The 20,504-nt window shown below is 63.5% G+C and carries 12 protein-coding genes; 5 read left to right on the top strand and 7 right to left on the bottom strand.

What is annotated here, in order from left to right:
- Window positions 1-54: 54 nt before the first annotated feature.
- The gene (locus DSC91_RS29720) at window positions 55-1,302 is read right to left on the bottom strand and encodes an ABC transporter substrate-binding protein (RefSeq protein ID WP_115782131.1); all 1,248 of its coding nucleotides are present in this window, start codon (window positions 1,300-1,302) and stop codon (window positions 55-57) included.
- Window positions 1,303-1,835: 533 nt separating this feature from the next.
- On the opposite strand from DSC91_RS29720, the gene zwf reads away from it, so the two are divergent.
- From zwf to DSC91_RS29705, 3 genes are all read left to right on the top strand, one after another.
- Window positions 1,836-3,299: a glucose-6-phosphate dehydrogenase gene (zwf, locus tag DSC91_RS29715; RefSeq protein ID WP_115782130.1), complete on the top strand. Its 1,464-nt coding sequence runs from the start codon at window positions 1,836-1,838 to the stop codon at window positions 3,297-3,299.
- Window positions 3,300-3,495: 196 nt separating this feature from the next.
- A complete protein-coding gene (pgl, locus tag DSC91_RS29710) occupies window positions 3,496-4,203 on the top strand; it encodes a 6-phosphogluconolactonase (RefSeq protein WP_115782129.1) in 708 nt (235 codons plus the stop codon).
- Entirely contained in the window at window positions 4,181-6,097 is a 1,917-nt protein-coding gene (locus DSC91_RS29705) for a bifunctional transcriptional regulator/glucokinase (protein ID WP_115782128.1), read from the top strand. The genes pgl and DSC91_RS29705 overlap by 23 nt, the downstream gene beginning before the upstream one ends.
- 722 nt (window positions 6,098-6,819) lie before the next feature.
- On the opposite strand, the gene DSC91_RS29700 is transcribed toward DSC91_RS29705, so the two are convergent.
- The 5 genes from DSC91_RS29700 to apbC all read right to left on the bottom strand — a co-directional run bounded on the left by DSC91_RS29700 (window position 6,820) and on the right by apbC (window position 12,596).
- On the bottom strand, window positions 6,820-7,563 hold the full coding sequence (locus DSC91_RS29700) for a lysozyme inhibitor LprI family protein (RefSeq protein ID WP_115783552.1): 744 nt from the start codon (window positions 7,561-7,563) through the stop codon (window positions 6,820-6,822).
- A 2-nt stretch (window positions 7,564-7,565) separates the two neighbouring features.
- On the bottom strand, window positions 7,566-9,851 hold the full coding sequence (locus tag DSC91_RS29695; protein WP_115782127.1) for an arginine/lysine/ornithine decarboxylase: 2,286 nt from the start codon (window positions 9,849-9,851) through the stop codon (window positions 7,566-7,568).
- An 84-nt stretch (window positions 9,852-9,935) separates the two neighbouring features.
- Window positions 9,936-10,505, bottom strand: a complete 570-nt coding sequence (gene dcd, locus DSC91_RS29690; protein ID WP_028200499.1) for a dCTP deaminase — start codon at window positions 10,503-10,505, stop codon at window positions 9,936-9,938.
- 337 nt (window positions 10,506-10,842) lie between these two features.
- On the bottom strand, window positions 10,843-11,376 hold the full coding sequence (locus tag DSC91_RS29685) for a superoxide dismutase family protein (protein WP_115782126.1): 534 nt from the start codon (window positions 11,374-11,376) through the stop codon (window positions 10,843-10,845).
- Between the two features lie 131 nt (window positions 11,377-11,507).
- Window positions 11,508-12,596 (bottom strand): iron-sulfur cluster carrier protein ApbC, encoded by a 1,089-nt coding sequence (gene apbC / locus DSC91_RS29680; protein ID WP_115782125.1) that lies wholly within the window; start codon window positions 12,594-12,596, stop codon window positions 11,508-11,510.
- 331 nt (window positions 12,597-12,927) lie between these two features.
- On the opposite strand from apbC, the gene DSC91_RS29675 reads away from it, so the two are divergent.
- Window positions 12,928-13,581, top strand: coding sequence for a YiaD family glycine zipper/OmpA-like lipoprotein (locus tag DSC91_RS29675; RefSeq protein ID WP_115782124.1), 654 nt, complete (start codon window positions 12,928-12,930; stop codon window positions 13,579-13,581).
- A gap of 400 nt (window positions 13,582-13,981) precedes the next feature.
- The gene (metG, locus tag DSC91_RS29670) at window positions 13,982-16,126 is read left to right on the top strand and encodes a methionine--tRNA ligase (protein ID WP_115782123.1); all 2,145 of its coding nucleotides are present in this window, start codon (window positions 13,982-13,984) and stop codon (window positions 16,124-16,126) included.
- 113 nt (window positions 16,127-16,239) lie between these two features.
- On the opposite strand, the gene DSC91_RS29665 is transcribed toward metG, so the two are convergent.
- Window positions 16,240-20,499, bottom strand: a complete 4,260-nt coding sequence (locus DSC91_RS29665; RefSeq protein ID WP_115782122.1) for a translocation/assembly module TamB domain-containing protein — start codon at window positions 20,497-20,499, stop codon at window positions 16,240-16,242.
- Window positions 20,500-20,504: the final 5 nt, after the last annotated feature.

The following is a 20,504-nucleotide window of genomic DNA, read 5'->3' as shown; positions in this document are numbered from 1 at the left end:
GCGCCCGGCGCCCACGAGGGGAACCGCCAGGCGCGCCACTTCGCTTGACGCTACTTACTTGGTCTTCGCAGCCTTCGCGAGCGCGGCAACGGCGCTCTTCGAATCCTGCTGCGAGTTCATGAACTTCGTGACCACGTCCGAGATCGCACCGGCTGCTGCATCCGGTTGCGCCATGCCGTGCGCCAGCGAAGGCACATAGCCGCCCGACTTGATCGCCACCTGTTCATCCGCGTACGACTTCTTCGCGCAGTCGTCGAACTTGGCCATCGACACGCCCAGACGAACCGGGATCGAACCCTTGTTCAGGCTGAACTGTTCCTGGAATTCCGGCGACATGATCGTCTTGGCCAATGCCAGTTGACCCGGCGTTGCGGTCTTCTGGCCCTTCTGCTGGAAGAACACGAACGAGTCGACGTTGAACGTGTAGGCCTTTTCCGTGCCCGGAACCGCAGCGCAGACGTAGTCCGAACCCGCCTTCTTGTCGGCGTTGGCGAACTCGCCCTTCGCCCAGTCGCCCATGAACTGCATGCCGGCCTTGCCGTTGATGACCATGGCCGTGGCCAGGTTCCAGTCACGACCCGTACGGCCCGCGTCGAAGTAACCCTGGATCTTGCGGACCGTGTCGAACACGCCGACCATCTGGTCCGACGTCAGCGTCTTCTCGTCGAGGTCGACCAGCGCCTTCTTGTAGAAGCCCGCGCCTTGCGACAGCACGACGTCTTCCCACAGCGTCAGGTCTTGCCACGGCTGACCGCCCATCGCGATCGGCTGGATGCCCGCGGCCTTCATCTTGTCGGCCACCGCGAAGAACTCAGGCCACGTGGTCGGCACCTTGCCGCCTGCCTTGTCCAGTGCTGCCTTGTTGATGTACAGCCAGTTCACGCGGTGCACCGAGAACGGCGCGCCCACGTAGTGGCCGTCCGCGTGCATGATCTTGTCGATTTCCGGCGGCAGGTTCTTCTTCCAGTCGGCCGCGGCCGGGTCGATCGGCACCAGCACGCCTTGCGAAGCCCAGTCCTGGATCAGCGGACCCTTGATCTGCGCGGCGCTCGGCGCGTTGCCCGAGATCACCTGCGTCTTGAGTGCCGTCATGGCGGCCGCACCCGCGCCGCCAGCAACCGCGAAGTCCTTCCACGTGTAACCCTGCTTCGTCATGTCGTCCTTGAGGACGCCGACGGCTTTCGATTCGCCGCCCGAAGTCCACCAGTGCAACACTTCGACCGATTCGGCCGCTTGCGCAGCCGAGACGCCACACATCAGACCTGCGGCGCACAAAGCGCCCATGATCGCGCGAAATTTCATTGCTTATCTCCTCCAGACACCTGAACAAAAAACAAATGGCCCCTGATGTCGCCAGGGTGCTGTGGTTGGTTCAAACAGGCAAAACACTGGGCGATCGAGCACGGTCGGGCACATGCGTCGAGGCATGTGCCGGCGGACCAATATCCGGCCGCTGGAAGCTCAAGAGATGAGTGATTCGGGATGCAACTGACTGTCTCCTCTTTTGATTTTTGCCTGCCCGCGTCGCGCGCGGCAGACTCGAGGTGCCTTGCACGTTAACCCTGACGCCAGGTTAGCTTTCCGGCCTTCCGTATGGGCCGCCGGGGGCATGCTGGCACGTGCTCGCACGCAATGTCCGTTAACATGCAGGGGACGCCTGCCGATTCGGAAAAACGCGCATCCAGCCTCACAGCGCACGCTTTTTTCATCGAATTAGCGCTACCTCTTGATTTGGATTGTAGTTAAACTACAATTCAGTGTCAAAAAATATTTTATCGGACTACGGTCGCCCTTTTTCGGTCCTCACGGCGGCCCCAGGATATCGACGGAGACTCATGCAAACCGACTCAAGCTTCACCTTCGTTCTCTTCGGCGGAACCGGCGACCTGTCGATGCGCAAGATCCTGCCGGCACTGTTTGAAGCGCACCGTGCGGGCGGCATGCTGGCCGACAGCGGCAAGATCGTCGCGGTGGCGCGGCATGTGGCCGACCGTGCTGCCTACATTGACTGGGTCGTTGAGCACGTCAAGCCGCACGTGTCGAAGAACGGTGTGGATGAAACGGCATGGGCGAGCTTCCTCGACCGTATCGAGTTCGTGAAGATCGATCTCGGCAACCCCGAAGACTTCACGCTGCTGCGCGACGCCCTGAGCGGCCGGCCCGGCATTCGCGTGTTCTATCTGGCAACGGGTCCGTCGCTGTTCGTGCCGATCTGCCGCGCGCTGGCGTCGGTGGGGCTCAACGAAAATTCGCGCATCGTGCTGGAAAAGCCGCTTGGCTACGACCTCAAGTCGTCCAACGCAATTAATGATGCAGTCGGTGAAATCTTCGCCGAAGAACAGATCTACCGGATCGACCACTACCTCGGCAAGGAGCCGGTGCAGAACCTGCTGGCGCTGCGCTTCGGCAATGTGCTGTTCGAGCCGTTGTGGCGCCGTGAATGGGTGGAAAGCATTCAGATCACGATTGCGGAAGAGCTCGGCGTGGAAGCGCGCGGCGATTTCTACGACAACACCGGCGCCTTGCGCGACATGGTGCAGAACCATTTGCTGCAACTGCTTTCCATCGTGGCGATGGAACCGCCGCATTCGATGGATTCCGACTCGGTCCGCGACGAAAAGCTGCGCGTGCTGCGCGCATTGAAGCCGATCGATCCGCGCGATATCGGCAAGGTCGCCGTGCGCGGCCAGTATCATGCGGGCGTGATCCGCGGCAGCGGGGTGCCGGCGTATGCAACCGAGCCTGGCGTGAAGCCCGACAGCACCACTGAAACCTTCGTCGCCGTGAAGGTGGAAATCGAAAACTGGCGCTGGTCCGGCGTGCCGTTTTTCCTGCGCACGGGCAAGCGTCTCGCGGATCGCGTCGCGGAGATCGTGGTGAATTTTCGTGCGGTGCCGCATTCGGCACTGGGCGCGTCCGCGTTGCGCGGCGGTGCGAACCGTCTCGTGATCCGTTTGCAGCCGAACGAAACCATTCGCCTCTACTGTCTCGCGAAGCAGCCGGGCGAAGGGATGAATCTCGCCAGCGTCCACCTCGACCTCGCGTTCGACCGGTTCTTCCGCGAAGGGCAAATGGAGGCGTATCAACGTCTGCTGCTCGACGTGATCAACGGCCGCCTCGCGCTGTTTGTGAGGCGCGACGAGCAGGAAGCGGCATGGCGTTGGGTCGAACCGATCCTCAACGAATGGGCCGCCTCTAACAAGCCACCCAAGCCGTATGCGGCAGGCACGTGGGGACCGGCCGCGGCGAGCGCGATGCTGGCGCAGCACGGTACCTGCTGGCTCGAAGAAGAGAATTGAATCAACCGAATTACGGCGTCGTACCATGCCCGATCCTGATCGAAGCACGGCACAGCGCCTGCAAGACCCACTGACGAACTGAACGGAATGGCGCCGGTATCACGAAGGCGCCCGCAAGCCATCCCGCTTGCAGGCATCGCGTGAGAGCAGCACGGTACGTTCCGTAGATCTAACAAGAAAGCAGCACGGAGGAGAAGTGATCGAGCTTCACGCTTTCGACGACCAACGCGCCCAATCCGACGCGTTGGCGAAAGCGGTTGGCGATGCGTTACATGCGTCGCTCGCCGCACAGACGGCCACGTCAACCAACGACGCGCGCCCGGCAATGCTTGCAGTGTCCGGCGGCAGCAGTCCGCGTCCGTTCCTGCAGACGTTGTCCACGCAATCCTTCGACTGGGCGCGCATTGCCGTGACGCTGGTCGACGACCGCTGGGTGCCGGAAACGGACAGCGCGAGCAATTCGCAACTCGTGCACGACACGCTGTTGCAGAACGCCGCCAAACATGCCGCGTTCTGGCCGCTGGCCGACACCACGCGAGACCTCAACGCGCACGTTGCCGCGCTGAACGCCGACCCGCGCTTTAGCGCCGTGCCGGACGTCGCGATTCTCGGCATGGGCGAAGACGGTCACACCGCGTCGATTTTTGCGGATGCGCCCGAATGGGACTACGCGATCACGACTCCCGAGCGCTTCGTTGCCGTGCATCCCGGCAGCGCGCCGCATGCGCGTGTGAGCTGGTCGCTGTCCGCCTTGAAAGAAGTGAAGCACCTGTTCTTGCTGATCGCAGGACCGCGAAAGATGGACGTGCTGAATGCCGCCACCGCTTCGCTACAAAAAAATGCCATCTCGCAGTTGGCAAACGACAAGGGAGTGAGACTCGATGTCTACTGGTGTGCAAACTAAGGCTGTTCCGGGCGCGGGCCAGCACGCCGATGGACCGAGGCTGCTCGCCGACATCGGCGGCACCAATGCGCGTTTCGCGCTCGAAACCAGCCCCGGCGAAATCGGCTCGGTGCAGGTCTATCCGTGTGCGGACTATCCGGGCGTTGCCGAAGTCATCAAGAAGTATCTGAAGGACACCAGGATCGGCCGCGTGAATCATGCGGCGATTGCGATTGCGAACCCGGTCGACGGCGATCAGGTCAGCATGACCAATCACGACTGGAGCTTCTCGATCGAAGCCACGCGCCGCGCGCTCGGCTTCGACACGCTGCTGGTGGTGAACGACTTTACCGCGCTAGCCATGGCACTGCCCGGCCTGACCGACGCGCAGCGCGTGCAGGTGGGCGGCGGCACGCGCCGTCCGAACAGCGTGATCGGCTTGCTCGGCCCGGGCACCGGCATGGGCGTGTCCGGTCTGATTCCCGCCGACGACCGCTGGATCGCGCTCGGCAGCGAAGGCGGCCACGCCACCTTCGCGCCAGCCGACGAGCGCGAAGACATCGTGTTGCAGTACGCACGCAAGAAGTGGTCGCACGTCTCGTTCGAACGCGTGGCCGCGGGCCCCGGCATCGAAGTGATCTATCGTGCGCTGGCGGGCCGCGACAAGAAGCGTGTGGCGGCGAACGTCGACACTGTCGAGGTCGTCAAACGCGCGCTGGAAGGCGAGCCGCTCGCGGCCGAATCCGTCGACGTGTTCTGCGGAATTCTCGGCACCTTCGCCGGCAATATCGCGGTGACGCTCGGCGCATTGGGTGGCATCTATATCGGCGGCGGCGTCGTGCCACGGCTCGGCGAGTTCTTCTCGCGTTCGTCGTTCCGCAAACGGTTCGAGGCGAAGGGCCGCTTCGAGGCGTACTTGCAGAACGTGCCGACCTACGTGATTACCGCTGAGTATCCGGCGTTTCTGGGGGTTTCGGCGATTCTCGCGGAGCAGTTGTCGAACCGCGCGGGCGGCAGTTCATCGGCCGTGTTCGAGCGGATTCGCCAGATGCGCGATGCGTTGACGCCGGCTGAGCGCCGCGTGGCCGATCTCGCGTTGAATCATCCGCGGTCGATCATCAACGATCCGATCGTGGATATCGCGCGCAAGGCCGACGTGAGCCAGCCGACGGTGATCCGCTTTTGCCGCTCGCTCGGCTGCCAGGGTTTGTCGGATTTCAAGCTGAAACTGGCGACGGGTTTGACCGGCACGATTCCGGTGAGTCATAGCCAGGTGCATCTGGGCGATACCGCGACGGACTTCGGCGCGAAGGTGCTGGACAACACCGTGTCGGCGATTTTGCAGCTGCGCGAGCATTTGAATTTCGACCAGGTCGAACGGGCGATCGATCTGTTGAACGGCGCGCGGCGGATCGAGTTTTACGGGCTCGGCAATTCGAATATCGTCGCGCAGGACGCGCACTACAAGTTCTTCCGGTTTGGTATTCCGACGATCGCCTACGGCGATCTCTATATGCAGGCGGCGTCTGCTGCCTTGCTCGGCAAGGGTGATGTGATCGTTGCCGTGTCGAAGTCGGGGCGTGCGCCTGAATTACTGCGCGTGCTGGATGTCGCCATGCAGGCGGGAGCGAAGGTGATTGCCATCACGTCCAGCAATACGCCGCTGGCCAAGCGGGCCACCGTCGCTTTGGAGACCGATCACATTGAGATTCGCGAGTCGCAGTTGTCGATGATTTCGCGGATATTGCATCTCGTCATGATCGATATTCTTGCTGTTGGTGTGGCGATTCGGCGCGCTATGCCTAGCGCGGATGTGGCTGAGACCGTCGCCAAGGCGCGACAGGGCGCGGATGATGATGCGACTGCCGTGCTCGACTGGTTGAGTCATGGGGCGGCTTCTTCGCCGCGTGATTAGTGGTTTTTTGGGGCCTTCGCGGCGGGGTGTTTGTTTGGCTGCCTGCGGTGTTGGCCTTTTCTTGAGTGTGTGGTTGCCTGCTCGGCGTTTCAGTTGTCTGTACGCGTACGGCGTTGGGCTTTCCTTGCATTGCTAGTGGTCTATTAGCGTCGCCCCTGTGCGGGGCGGGCACTTACTTCTCTTTGCCGCCGCAAAGAGAAGTAAGCAAGAGAAAGCGGCTCACACCGCTCATGCTAAGTGGGCACCGTAGCGCGCAACGGGTAGTGGTGCATCTGGAATCCGTGCCCTCGCACCTTCAGGCGCTAGTGACAAAGGGCTCATCAGCTCCCACTCCGCACTGCGTGCGTCGCGGACGGGTCTGCGTGGGAACCCGGCGGCTTCGATTGGGCCTGAGCGCCAGAACGGAGTGGGTGGTTTTGTGAAGTGCTCTTCGGCGCGCGCAGCGCCGCCGGAAGTATGACTCCCTTGTCACCAGCCTATGCAGGTGCACGAACACAGATTCCAGATGCACCACTACCGTGTGTGAACTACGGTGCCCGCTTAGCAAGATCGGTGTGAGCCGCTTTCTCTTGCTTACTTCTCTTTGCGGCGGCAAAGAGAAGTGAGTGCCTGCCCCGCACAGGGGCGAACGCTAATAAACCACTAACAATTCAAGGAAAGGCCAAAGCCCCAGGCATACGGACAAAAGCGCCGCGCAGGCCAACAAGAAAACCGCGAACAATTCAGTCGTTGCCGACCGTCTCCGACAAGCGCTTAAGCGTCGCGACCCTCGCACCGATGATATCGATACGGCTACCTTCATCGATCACCGGCGTAGCAGCGTTGAGATACGCGGTCCAGGCATTTTGAGCACGCGCGAGGGTCGGACGCAAGCGCGCCGGCATCTTCGACTGCAAGCGGCGGTAATAGCGGTTCAGATCGAACATCGCGTGTTCGCATTGCGCGTCGGCAGTACAGACGCGCGGACGGCGCGGCGGGTCCCCGCCGCCGGCGCTGATCCTGGCCAAGGCGCTGCGCAACGCAAGCGCGCGGTCACGCACCGGCTGCAATTGCATATCCGCTTCGGCCAGCACATACCTCGAGCCGTGCGTCGTCGCGAACACGTCCGCCAGCAACTGCTTCTCGACATCGCGTGAGGCCTGCCAGCTTGCCTGGCTCTTTTCCCATGGCTTGCGCTGCGCCTGCGGCAACTTCGCCTGAAGCTGCTGCCACGCGCCGTCCAACGCGGCCTTCCAGCCGATCCGCGCGTTGTCCATGCACTGCACCTGCCCCGCCGTCGACGACATGTCGCTGCGCGCAAGACAGGTGCGCATCGACGCGTCGATCGGGTCGGCGGCGGCCACTTCGGCATGCGCCCGAAGCGGCGCGACGCCGAGCACCGCCACCGACATCGCCAACGTCAAAGCCAGCGCGCCAAACGCGCGCCGCCAGCCGTCAGCGTGCAGCAGGGGCTTCACCACCCACATCGTCAGGCGCGCACGCAATCGACGAAGTATTCGATGCGCCCGTTGATGGTTTCGCCGACCAGTCCGTGGATATCCGTGTGGAAACCCGGGAAGCGCTCGTTGAACTCGCGCGCGAAACGCAGATAGTTGACGATGGTCTTGTTGAAGCGCTCGCCCGGAATCAGCAGCGGAATGCCCGGCGGATACGGCGTCAGCAGAATCGACGTGACGCGGCCTTCGAGTTCGTCGATCGGTACCCGGTCGATCTCGCGGTGCGCGAGCTTGGCGAATGCATCCGACGGCTTCATCGCCGGTTCCATGCTCGACAGGTACATCTCGGTCGTCAGGCGCGCAATGTCGTTCGCGCGGTACACGCTGTGGATCTGCTGGCACAGATCGCGCAAGCCCACGCGCTCGTACATCGGATGATGCGAGACGAACTCGGGCAGCACGCGCCACAGCGGCTGGTTGTTGTCGTAGTCGTCCTTGAACTGCTGCAACTCAGTCACCATCGAGTTCCAGCGGCCCTTGGTGATGCCGATCGTGAACATGATGAAAAACGAATACAGACCGGTCTTCTCGACAATGATGCCGTGCTCGGCCAGGTACTTCGTGACGATCGCAGCCGGAATGCCGGACTCGCCGAAGCCGCCGTCCATATCCAGACCCGGCGTGACGATGGTCGCCTTGATCGGGTCCAGCATGTTGAAACCGTCGGCGAGCGGGCCGAAACCGTGCCACGCGTCGTTCGGGCGCAGCATCCAGTCTTCGCGCGAGCCGATGCCTTCTTCGGCAAACTGGTCCGGGCCCCACACCTTGAAGAACCAGTCGTCGCCGTACTCGGCGTCAACCTTGCTCATCGCGCGGCGGAAATCCAAAGCTTCAGCGATCGACTCTTCGACGAGCGCCGTGCCGCCCGGCGCTTCCATCATTGCCGCGGCCACGTCGCACGAAGCAATGATCGCGTACTGCGGGCTGGTGGACGTATGCATCAAATACGCTTCATTGAAGCGATGCTTGTCGAAGCGGCTATTCTTCGAATCCTGCACGACGATCTGCGAAGCCTGCGAAATACCGGCCAGCAGCTTGTGCGTGGAGTGCGTGGCGAACACCAGCGCGCCGATGCGCGGACGGCCCGCGCCGATCGCATGCATGTCCTGATAGAACTCGTGGAATTCGGCATGCGGCAGCCACGCTTCGTCGAAGTGCAGCGTATCGAGCCAGTCGCCGAGCATTTCCTTGATCATCTCGACGTTGTAGATCACGCCGTCGTAGGTGCTCTGCGTGATGGTCAGAATGCGCGGCTTCAGATCCGGATTCCTGGCCAGCGCTTCGCGGGCGAACGGATTCGCCAGGATTTTCTTGCGAATGTTTTCCGGCTCGAATTCGCTGCGCGGAATCGGGCCGATGATGCCGAAGTTGTTGCGCGTCGGCGTGAGGAACACCGGAATCGCGCCGGTCATGGTGATCGCGTGCAGGATCGACTTGTGGCAGTTGCGGTCCACCAGCACGATGTCGCCCGGTGCAACCGTGCCGTGCCAGACGATCTTGTTCGAGGTCGACGTGCCATTGGTCACGAAGAACACGTGGTCGGCGCTGAAAATGCGCGCGGCGTTGCGCTCGGAGGCGGCAACCGGACCCGTGTGGTCGAGCAGCTGGCCGAGTTCGTCGACCGCATTGCACACGTCGGCGCGCAGCATGTTCTCGCCGAAGAACTGGTGGAACATCTGGCCAAGCGGGCTCTTCAGAAACGCGACGCCGCCCGAGTGGCCCGGGCAATGCCATGAATACGAGCCCTCGTCCGCGTACTGCACCAGTTCCTTGAAGAACGGCGGCGCGAGCGAATCCAGGTACACCTTGGTCTCGCGAATGATGTGACGCGCGACGAACTCCGGCGTGTCCTCGAACATGTGGATGAAGCCGTGCAGTTCACGCAGGATGTCGTTTGGCAGGTGGCGCGAGGTGCGCGTTTCGCCGTACAGGAAGATCGGAATATCGGCGTTGCGGCGGCGCACTTCGGTCACGAACGCGCGCAGCGCGATGATCGCGGCCGCCAGCTCCGGCGTCTCGCCTTCCACCACGACGTTATCGACGTACGGCAGCAGCTCGTCGTCGTCGATCGACAGGATGAAGCACGATGCGCGGCTCGACTGCTGCGCGAACGAGGTCAGATCGCCGTAGCTCGTCAACCCGAGCACTTCCGCGCCTTCTTTCTCGATAGCTTCGGCCAAAGCCCGGATGCCGGAACCCGAGATATTCTCGGAGCGAAAATCTTCGTCGATGATGACGACGGGAAAACGAAACTTCATGGGCGATTCTCCAAAAAGAACGACCGCTGCATCTGACCAGGCAGCGGTCACCCGAATAGCTGGTGGGTCAGTACGCAGCCGACGTCACGTCTTGGGCAACGTGACGCCGTGCTGACCTTGATATTTGCCGCCGCGATCCGCGTACGACGTCTCACAAATTTCGTCGCTTTCGAAAAACAGCACCTGGGCGACGCCTTCGTTCGCGTAGATTTTCGCAGGCAAAGGTGTCGTATTCGAGAATTCGAGCGTGACGTGTCCTTCCCATTCCGGCTCGAACGGCGTGACGTTGACGATGATCCCGCAACGCGCATACGTGGATTTGCCCAGACACACGGTCAGGACGCTGCGCGGAATGCGGAAATATTCGACCGTGCGGGCCAGCGCGAACGAATTCGGCGGAATGATGCAGACATCGCCCTTGAAGTCGACAAACGATTTCTCGTCAAAGTTCTTCGGATCGACGATGGTCGAGTTGATATTGGTGAAGATCTTGAATTCGTCGGCGCAGCGGATGTCGTAACCGTAGCTCGACGTGCCGTAGCTGACAATCTTCCGGCCGTCTTCGGAGACGCGGACCTGATCCGGCGCGAACGGCTCGATCATGTTGTGCGACTCGGCCATGCGCCGGATCCACTTGTCGGATTTGATAGTCATAGGTGAACGCTGCTCGACTTGAGTGACAGGTGTGTGACGGGTAACAGCCCGGCGTAACTTCCGGGCAACTGGTTGGCTAACGATCGGACAACGGCCTGGACGGCATGCCGCTGCAATCGCGCCGCCGGGCTGGTGTCCCGAGCCGGGCGTCTTCGGCTACGTGCCCCGGGCCAGCCGCCCGCAACGAAAGGCGCTTATTTTACGCGATCAGGAAAATGCTGCCGCGGGTATGGTCAAGGAGCGGCCCGGCGCACGCCCGGAAGCCACTGCGGAACGCTGAAGCAGCCGGGTCAAGCAGCCGCGCCGCCCGCAGACGACGCACGTGGCGCGCGGGTACTCACTGGCGAATCGACCCGCACGCGAGCGCGGGGCCCGCGCCATGCTGCGGATACGCGTAAGGGTCGGTCGCGTCGTGATGCAGCAGGACCGCGCGTTGCAATACCGAGCGGATGCCGTCGAGCGACACGTCCGGTGCAACGATGAAACCGGTGGCCACGCCGTTCGCGTCCGCGTGGATGTTGCCGAGATCGCCTTCGACCCGGGCACCGGCCTTCAGACGCTCGGCTGCCGGCGAGAACACCTGGCCGGCGCTGGAGCCGTCGGCGGCATTGCAGTCGCCGCGCTCGTGCACTTGCAGCGCGTGGTCGCTATTGGGCGGCAAGCCCTCGAGATTGTAGGTGACCTGCACGCCGTCCGAGCGCTCGATGAACGTGACGAGGCCGTGCGCCTGATTGCCCACGGTGGGCAGCAATTGTGCGTCCGCACGCTTTTCCTGTGGCCTCAGGAACGTGCTACAGCCGCATAAAAGCACACTGCTGGCAGCCAGGACGATGAACGCATGCACCGCCTGCCCGTCGATTCGTTTTCCCATGCGATCCTCTTGCCGGCCTGGCAGCCGCCCCTGCGGCCGCCGAGCCGAACTTGTGAAGTCGACATGATACCGCGAGACCAGACGCAAATTGGCGACTTGGCCCCGCTTTAACCCCTTGTCCGAACGGCAGATCAGGTGTTCTGGACAACGATGCTGGGAAACTTCGAGGTCATGTCGCGCGCCCGCTCGGCGATATGGATCGCAACCTTGCGCGCGATCGACCGGTAGATCTCCGCAATACGCCCTTGCGGATCCGCCACGACAGTGGGTTTGCCGGAGTCGGCCTGCTCGCGGATGGCAATATCGAGCGGCAGGCTGCCGAGCACGTCGACGCCATATTCCTTGCCCATCCGCTCGCCGCCGCCCGCGCCGAAGATATGCTCTTCGTGGCCGCAATTCGAGCAGATATGCATACCCATGTTTTCGACGATGCCGAGGATCGGAATGCCGACCTTCTCGAACATCTTGAGACCCTTCTTTGCGTCGAGCAGCGCGATGTCCTGCGGCGTCGTGACGATCACGGCGCCCGTCACCGGCACCCGCTGCGACAAGGTCAGCTGAATGTCGCCGGTGCCCGGCGGCATGTCGACGATCAGGTAGTCGAGATCTTGCCAGTTGGTCTGCCGCAGCAGTTGCTCGAGCGCTGAAGTGGCCATCGGGCCGCGCCACACCATCGGATTGTCCTGCTCGATCAGAAAGCCGATCGAGTTGGCCTGCAAGCCGTGGCCGGTCATCGGGTTCATCGACTTTTCGTCGGGTGATTCGGGACGGCCGACAATCCCGAGCATCATCGGCAACGACGGGCCATAGATGTCCGCATCGAGGATACCGACCGACGCGCCTTCGCTCGCCAGTGCCAGCGCGAGGTTCACAGCGGTCGTGCTTTTGCCGACCCCGCCCTTGCCCGACGCTACCGCAACGATGTTTTTAACGTTCGGCAAGAGTTTGACGCCGCGCTGCACGGTGTGCGCAGCGATGTTCTGGGACACCTCGACGCGTGCGTTTGCCACGCCCGGAACAGCCTTCAGCGCATCGGTGAACTGCGTGCGGATCGCTTCAAACTGCCGTTTGGCCGGATAGCCGAGTACCACTTCGAGGCTGGCCGTGTCACCCTCCACGGCCACGTTCCTGATGTTTTTGGCAGCCGCGTAGGGCTTGCCCGTGTTGGGGTCAGTGACGGCCGCGAGGGCAGCGTCGACCAAAGCCCGATCGATACTCATTGACACTCCGTGGGGAACACTTGCAGCGCAGCGGAATCCAAGTTTCGGGCACGCGCCGGAATTTGAAAAAAATTGTTAGGCAGCATTGCTAAAACCAGGCGCGCCATGCACCCTTCGGGCAGGCGGAACGCCATGGGGTCGCATCGCTGCGTACTTCAGTCATCATTGTAGTGGCTGGCGCCAAGCCTTGCCGGAAGACCCTTCTCCGCTGTCGGACCAGGACCAGGGAAGACGCAGGATTCTCACATTGTCGAGTCGCGCGCTTTACGGCCGTCACGTCCGGCGGATAGATTTATCGCTTCCACCTGCTTCACTCAAGAGGAATCAAAAAATGAATGCAAAAATCATGACTCGCCTTGCCGTTTTCGCCGTTGCCGGTTCGTTGCTGGCTGGCTGCGCAACTCAACAAGGCACTGACACGGCGGTCGGCACGGGCGTAGGCGCCGCCACCGGCGCGGCGATCGGCGCGATCTTCGGCGGCGGCAAGGGTGCGGCGATCGGCGCGGGCGCCGGCGCAGCCGTGGGCGGCATCACCGGCTACAACTGGCAAGCCATTCACAACAAGCTGTCGGGCGCCACCAAGGGCACCGGCACGCAGATCACCGAGCAGCCGGACGGCTCGCTCAAGCTGAACATCCCGAGCTCGGTCACGTTCGACACCAACAGCTACGCGGTCAAGCCGTCGTTCGCGCCGGTGCTGGATCAGTTGACGCAGACCATGCAGCAGAATCCGGAACTGATCGCCCAGGTGATCGGCTACACGGATAGCACGGGTCAGCCGGCTTACAACCAGACGCTGTCGGTCAACCGTGCGCAAAGCGTGACGGGCTATCTGGGGCAACGCGGTGTCGCGCCGCAACGCCTGTCGGCACAAGGCATGGGCCAGAACCAGCCGGTCGCTGACAACAACACCGAAGCCGGCCGCGCCGCCAACCGTCGCGTGGAAATCTATCTGCGCGCCACGGCTCAGCACGCCACGCAATAACGGCACAGCCTGAAAGAGGGAGAAACTGCCGGGCGTCAGGCGACGCTTGCCGCCGGCCGGCGACACCCGCTTTTGAAACCCTGGCTGCCGGCGTCCGGTAAGGCGCCCAAAGCCGGGGAAACAAAATCTCGCACGAGAGCGAAAAAAATTTCGAACTCTGCCGAAAATTCGCGGTCTGTCTTTACGGTACGTGGCTGGCGAAGCCGCCGCGTCACCATTCTCCTCTTGTCGTTGTTGCTCCGGGGTTAATAGCCCCGGTTTTTTTTGGGCGCTCGGTTTTCGCCACGCAGGACGTTCCCCTGGGGACACACCGTCCCGCCCCGCCGCCGGCCCAGTCCGCGCCCGGCGCCGGCCCTGCTAGAATCAACGTTTCGTCCCACCGCAGGCTCCCACCATCCTTATGTCAGCACCCGCAACCGATCTCTCCGCAGGCGCGCCGTCAGGCCGTCGCCAGGTTCTCGTCACGTCGGCCCTTCCGTATGCGAATGGGCAAATCCATATCGGCCATCTGGTTGAATATATCCAGACGGACATCTGGGTCCGGACGTTGCGAATGCACGGGCACGAGGTCTACTACGTGGGCGCCGACGACACGCACGGCACGCCCGTCATGCTGCGCGCGGAGAAGGAAGGTCTGACGCCGAAGCAGTTGATCGACCGCGTCTGGCAGGAGCACAAGCGCGATTTCGACAGCTTCGGGATTTCGTTCGACAATTACTACTCGACCGATTCCGAAGAGAACCGCGTGCTGAGCGAATCGGTCTACCTGGCGCTCAAGGACGCCGGCCTGATCGAAGCGCGCGACATCGAGCAGGCATACGATCCCGTCAAGGAAATGTTCCTGCCGGACCGCTTCATCAAGGGCGAATGCCCGAAGTGCGGCGCGAAGGATCAATACGGCGACAGTTGCGAAGTATGCGGTTCGACTTATCTGCCGACCGAACTGGTCAATCCGTATTCGGTCGTCTCGGGCGCCACGCCGATTCGCAAGACCTCGACGCACTACTTCTTCCGGCTGTCCGATCCGCGTTGCGAAAATTTCCTGCGCGAATGGGTCAGCGGCCTCGCGCAACCGGAGGCCACCAACAAGATGCGCGAATGGCTCGGCGAGGCCGGCGAAGCCAAGCTCGCCGACTGGGATATTTCGCGCGACGCGCCGTATTTCGGCTTCGAAATTCCGGGCGCGCCGGGCAAGTATTTCTACGTGTGGCTGGATGCACCGGTCGGCTATTACGCAAGCTTCAAGAACCTGGCCGAAAAACGCGGCCTCGACTTCGACGCGTGGATTCGCAAGGGCTCGACCGCCGAGCAGTACCACTTCATCGGGAAGGACATTCTGTATTTCCACACGCTGTTCTGGCCGGCCATGCTCGAATTTTCGGGCCACCGCACGCCGACCAACGTGTTCGCGCACGGCTTCCTGACGGTGGACGGCGCGAAGATGTCGAAGTCGCGCGGCACGTTCATCACCGCGCAAAGCGTGATCGACACGGGCCTCAATCCGGAGTGGCTGCGCTACTACTTCGCCGCCAAGCTAAACAGCACGATGGAAGACCTCGACCTGAACCTCGACGACTTCCAGGCGCGCGTGAACAGCGACCTGGTCGGCAAATACGTGAACATCGCGAGCCGCGCCGCCGGTTTCCTGATCAAGCGTTTCGACGGCCTCGTGCAGGACAGCGCGATGCAGCACCCGCTGCTCGCCACACTGCGCGCCGCCGTGCCGCAAATCGCCGCGAACTACGAAGCACGCGAGTACAACCGCGCGCTGCGTCAGACCATGGAACTGGCCGACGCGGTCAACGCCTACGTCGACACCGCCAAGCCGTGGGATCAGGCGAAAGACCCGGCGAACGCGGCCGCGCTGCACGAAACCTGCAGCGTCAGCATCGAGGCGTTCCGTCTGCTCTCGCTGGCGCTCAAGCCGGTGTTGCCGAAGCTGGCGGAAGCGGTGGAGGCCTTCCTCGGCATCGAACCGCTGGTGTGGGCCGACGCAAACGTGCCGCTCTCCTCCACGCGCCCGATCAACGCGTACAAGCATCTGATGACGCGCGTCGATCCGAAGCAGATCGAGGCGCTGATCGCAGCGAATCGCGATTCGCTTCAAACCACGCCGGAAGCCGCGGCGCCGGCGGATGCCAAGGCCAAGTCGAAGGCCGCGAAAGCAGCGAAAGCAGCCGCCGCCAACAACGACGAAACGCCCGGCATCATCTCAATCGACGATTTCGCCAGGATCGATCTGCGCGTCGCGAAGATCGTCGACTGCAAGGCGGTTGACGGCTCGGACAAGCTGCTGCAACTCACGCTCGACATCGGTGAAGAGAAGACGCGCAACGTGTTCTCGGGTATCAAGTCGGCCTATCAGCCGGAGCAACTGATCGGCAAGCTGACGGTGATGGTCGCAAACCTCGCGCCGCGCAAGATGAAGTTCGGCCTGTCCGAAGGGATGGTGCTGGCAGCCTCGGCGACCGACGAGAAAGCCGAGCCGGGCCTTTACGTCCTCGAACCGGATAGCGGCGCGAAGCCGGGCATGCGCGTGAAATAAAGCGCGCGGCGTCGAACGCTGCATGCATCAAGAAAAACGGCACGCTTAACAAGGCGTGCCGTTTTTTTTGTGGCGTGGCCTTGCTCAGACCCGCGCCACCGACTCCGCCGCCATCACCACCGGATCCGGTCGAAGCGACGTGTGTAAAACAGCTCTATGCCGTCGAAGGTGCCGCCATATGCCGCGACCGACCAATAGCGCGTGAGGTTCACCGTCGCCTTGATCGCATTGCTCGCCGACTGCAGACCCTGCTCGTAGCCCACCACGAGCCACTCGTTGATCGCCTTCGACACCATCACCACTTGCGGATCGGTCAGCCCGACGTCGCTTCGCCCGATCGAAAACTCGTCGAGTCCGAAGCTCTGCGCGATCCGTTTGCCGCTCGCGCTGCCGAGCAAGGCAAGCGCGGTCGTCATGGTGCTTTGCTGTCCAAGGTTATTGCCCTGATCCGTGCCGTGCCCAAACAGCAGCCACGAGAGCTTTTCGTTGTCCGCCACGTTCGGCTCGGACACCAGCTTCGCAACCGGGAACTGGACCGTGCCCGTGACCTGCACGCCCGCCTCGACCTGCTGATTGCGGCGCATGGCCAGGATGTTGATGCCAGGATTGGCCACCGGACCGTTGAACGTGAAGAAGCCGTTCTCGATGTTGAGCTTGCGGCCGAACGCGGTGTAGGTCGAGCCTTGCGTCACACGGACATTGCCGACCGCGCGCAGCGGCAGGTTCGGCGCGCTCATCGCCGTGATCGTGCCGCTCAGGCCGAGATCGGCGCCTTGCCCGCGGAAGCGGAAGTCGTTGCCGAGACTGATGTCGATATTGGCGCGCGGCGCGAACGGACCGATCGGCTTGTTCGTGCCGGCCACCGCGGGCGGCGACCGCTCGCCCGCCACCGTGCCGTCCGGACGCACGACCACCACGTCGTCGCCAAGCTTCGGCGCGGACTGCTCCGGCATGTCGAACAGCGCGTGATCGACCACGAACTTGCCGTTGATCGCCATGCCGCCCTCCGCCCCGGCATTCGCCACGCTCGCGCTGCCCGACAGCGACAGATTGCGGTCCGGCGCCGCGAACAACTCCAGCTTATCCGCGACGATGCTCGCGGACAGGTCCGGTTCCGCGCCGTCCAGGCGCACACGGCCGGTGGCGCGCAGCGTACCGCTCGCACCGTGAAACTCGACCTGCTGGAAATCCACCAGATTTTGCGAAAGCGCGATGCGCACCACGCCGTCTTTCAACTGCACGCCCTGGTCGACCAGCGTGGCCGACAAGCCTTCGCCGAGCAGCGCGCCCGTCAGGTTCGGCTTGGCGACCGTGCCGCCGAGAGCCAGTTTCAGCGCGAGGTGACCGTCGAGCAGATAGCTTGGGCCGAACAGGCCGCCGGTCGTTTTCAGCGACGGCACATTGGCATTCACATTCCCGCTGACCGCGCCCTCTTCGTTGACGGTCAGGAAGCCGTCGCGCATCACCAGTGTGGTGTGCGCGTCGGCGTCGACCACGCCGATCCGGCTGGCCTGCGCGTGGACAGTCGCATTCAGCCGATTGCCGCCGCTGAATTCGGCGCGCGCGCTCATATCCGTGATGCCCAGCGAGGCGAGGCCGCGACCGATTTCGACCGTGACGTCGCCGCTGCGACGCTTCAACTGGACGTGGCCGCTCGCGGTGCTGCCGAGCGCGAAGTCCCAGTCGCCGTCGAACACCAGATCGGTTTTGACGGCCGGCGGCTCGCCGGTGATTTGCCGTCGCAGATCCTGCAGGCGTGCGAGCGAAATGCCGGTCAGGGTGCCCGCGGACTGGACCTTGCCGTGGTCGAAGGCGAACGATTTCAGGCTCAGCACCGCGCCTTCGAGCGTGAGGCGGGTCGCGCCGAGCGTCAGGCGGCTCGGTCCGGCGCTCACGGCGAGCGGCGATTCCAGATTCAGTGCCGGCGTGCCGCGATTCTGCAGGCGAGTCACCGTGCCGTCCCAGCGCGTGCCCTCGCGTGCTTCGGTCAGTTTGCCGTTGGCCGCGAGCGTGAGATCGAGCGGACGGTCCTGCAGTTTGCCGATGGCCGCCGCCTCCAGCGTATGGTTGGCGCGCGTGCCGGACAAGCGTGCTGTGAGCGTGGTGAGGTCGACACCGCCGGCGCTGAGATTGCGCGCGTCGGTCGTGAAGACGAGCGCGCCGTTCGCGCCGTCGCGCAGTTCGGCATGGCCTTCCGCATGGCCAATGCGGTTGCTGCTGAACACCACGCTGTCCGCCTTGTAGTTCAGCACGACATTCGGATGCGCGAACGAGCCGGTGACGTCGCCATCCGCGGCAATGAGACCGGCGAGGCCGAAGCCGAGGCGCTCGAGTTCCGGCGCATCGACACGGAAACGCAACCGGTCGCCGCGCGCGCCGAAGCTGCCCTGCAAGTCCACCTGATTGCCCGCCACCGAGAGATTCGCGCGGCTCGGCAGAATTCGCGAGCCGGACAACTGGACCACGCCGCCGCCCGTCAACGGCAAGCCGTCGTAGACACTCGGGCCGAGTTTGAATTCGGCCTTGGTGGTGAAGACCGGACCGAGCATGCCGGCCGCCGTGAGCGTGCCGTTCACGCGCGCCTCGATCTTGCGTGCCGGCGGCGCGCCGCGCTTTGGCGGCGGCGTTTTGCGCTGAACCACTTCGGTCCGCACCGCCGCCTTGGCGGTGTTCTTTACCGCGGCGGCGGCTTTGTCGGCAGGGGCCGCGCTTTTCGCACCGGCGGCGCTGCCCGCTTCTGCCGCACCTTGCGCGGCTTTCGTGCTTTTGGCGTTGCTCGCTGTGGGCTCCGGGCCCGCTACCGGCGTGCGCGACGCCATCTGCGAAGCTAGCGTCAACGGATCGAAATCGGTCAGTTGCGCTTTCAGGTTGTAGGTGGAATTCGCGTCGTGCTTTAGCGCGCCCGACAGATCGATGCGGCCTTTGCCCGACGTGACACGCACGTCGTTGAAGCTCAGTCGCGCGGGATCGAAGGTCACCTTGCCTTGCGCGCGCAACCCGGCCTTCGGGTCGGCAAGATCGAGCGTCAGGCTTTGCACGTCGTCGCTCAGACGGATGCCGATCGGACCGGACAGCTGGGTGGGCCGTACGGTCGCTTCGAGCGCATTCAGATCGAGCCCGGCGACTTGCAGATCGAACTGGCCGTGCTTGCCGGTCAGCGCGCCGCCGCCAGCGAGCGTGGCGCTCTTCACGAGCCGCACCTTCAGGTTCGAGATGCGCTGCGCCTGGGCGTCGAGGTGCACGTCGGCGTTGGCATCGATCACGGGCAGCAGGTTCTGGTCGATCGCACCCGGCCTCGCGTTGACGATCGAGACATGGCCGGCGACGGCGAAGCCTGCCGCGCCTTTTTCTGCTGTGTCGGTATTGAGCCCGCTAGCCGCGCCTTGCCCCACCGGCTGCAGTTCCGCCCGCACCGCCAGATCCGCCAGCGGCGCGCCTGGTGCGAACGCCTGCGGATTGATGTGATCGAAAGTCAGCGTGGCGCGTTGCAACGGCACGTCGCCGAACGGCGTGGCCTCGACGCGCGCATGGCCGGCAAGCTTCATGCCGCTGGCATCGAGCTCGGCGATGAGGTTCTCCAGCGAACCGCTCAGATGGCCACCGACCTGTACCGCCTCCTCATTGACCTTGCCCGAATAGCCGAGATCGCCGGTCAGCGGAAACGGCCGGACCCCATCGAGCCTGGCCGCCGCCGTCACGGCACCGAACGGCGTGTCGAGCCGCTCGATCGCGGCCTCGTGGTGCCGGCCATCGCTGCGCCCATGAAACATGAAACGGGACAGCTCGGTGGTCGACGCGCCCTCGCGCAACAGCAGTGTGTCGACCTGCACGTCGCGCACTTCGAGTTGCATCGGCAAGCGCAAGTCTTGCGGCAAGTTCAGCGGTCCGCTGCTGCCCGACGACGTGCCGACACGGGCGTCGATCGTGCCGACATGCAGATAGTCGATGGTGAAGCGCCAAGGCTTGCGCGTCAGCCCCCAGCGACCGGCCACGCGGTCGATCTGGATATCGGTGCCGCTGCCGTCGAGACTGCGCCAGCGCACCTGCCGGAGTTGCACGCCGCTCGAGAGCGCGCCGCTTTCCACCGTGCCGGCCAGTTTGCCGCCGAGCAGTTTGACGGCCGCCTGCCACGCGTAAGCCGTCCCACGCTCAGTGGTCAGCGCGCCATACAGGAGGCCAATCGCCACGGCGACCAGCAGCACCAGCACGGCGACCATCCACGCAAGCGTTTTCAGCAGCAACCGGCCGCGACGGCGCCTGGGCTGCGGCGCGCCGGGCGGAGGCGGCTGTCCGGGCGGCTGTCCGGGCGGCTCGCCGGGCGGATGAGCGCCGGGCGGCTGCGCGGGGGGTTGAGCGGAAACGTCCGTGGTCATGCGTG

The organism is Paraburkholderia caffeinilytica (genome assembly GCF_003368325.1).
In the GTDB taxonomy this organism is placed as follows: domain Bacteria; phylum Pseudomonadota; class Gammaproteobacteria; order Burkholderiales; family Burkholderiaceae; genus Paraburkholderia; species Paraburkholderia caffeinilytica.
Note: the sequence above shows the minus strand (reverse complement) of the source record. Positions and strands in the feature narration are given on the sequence as shown.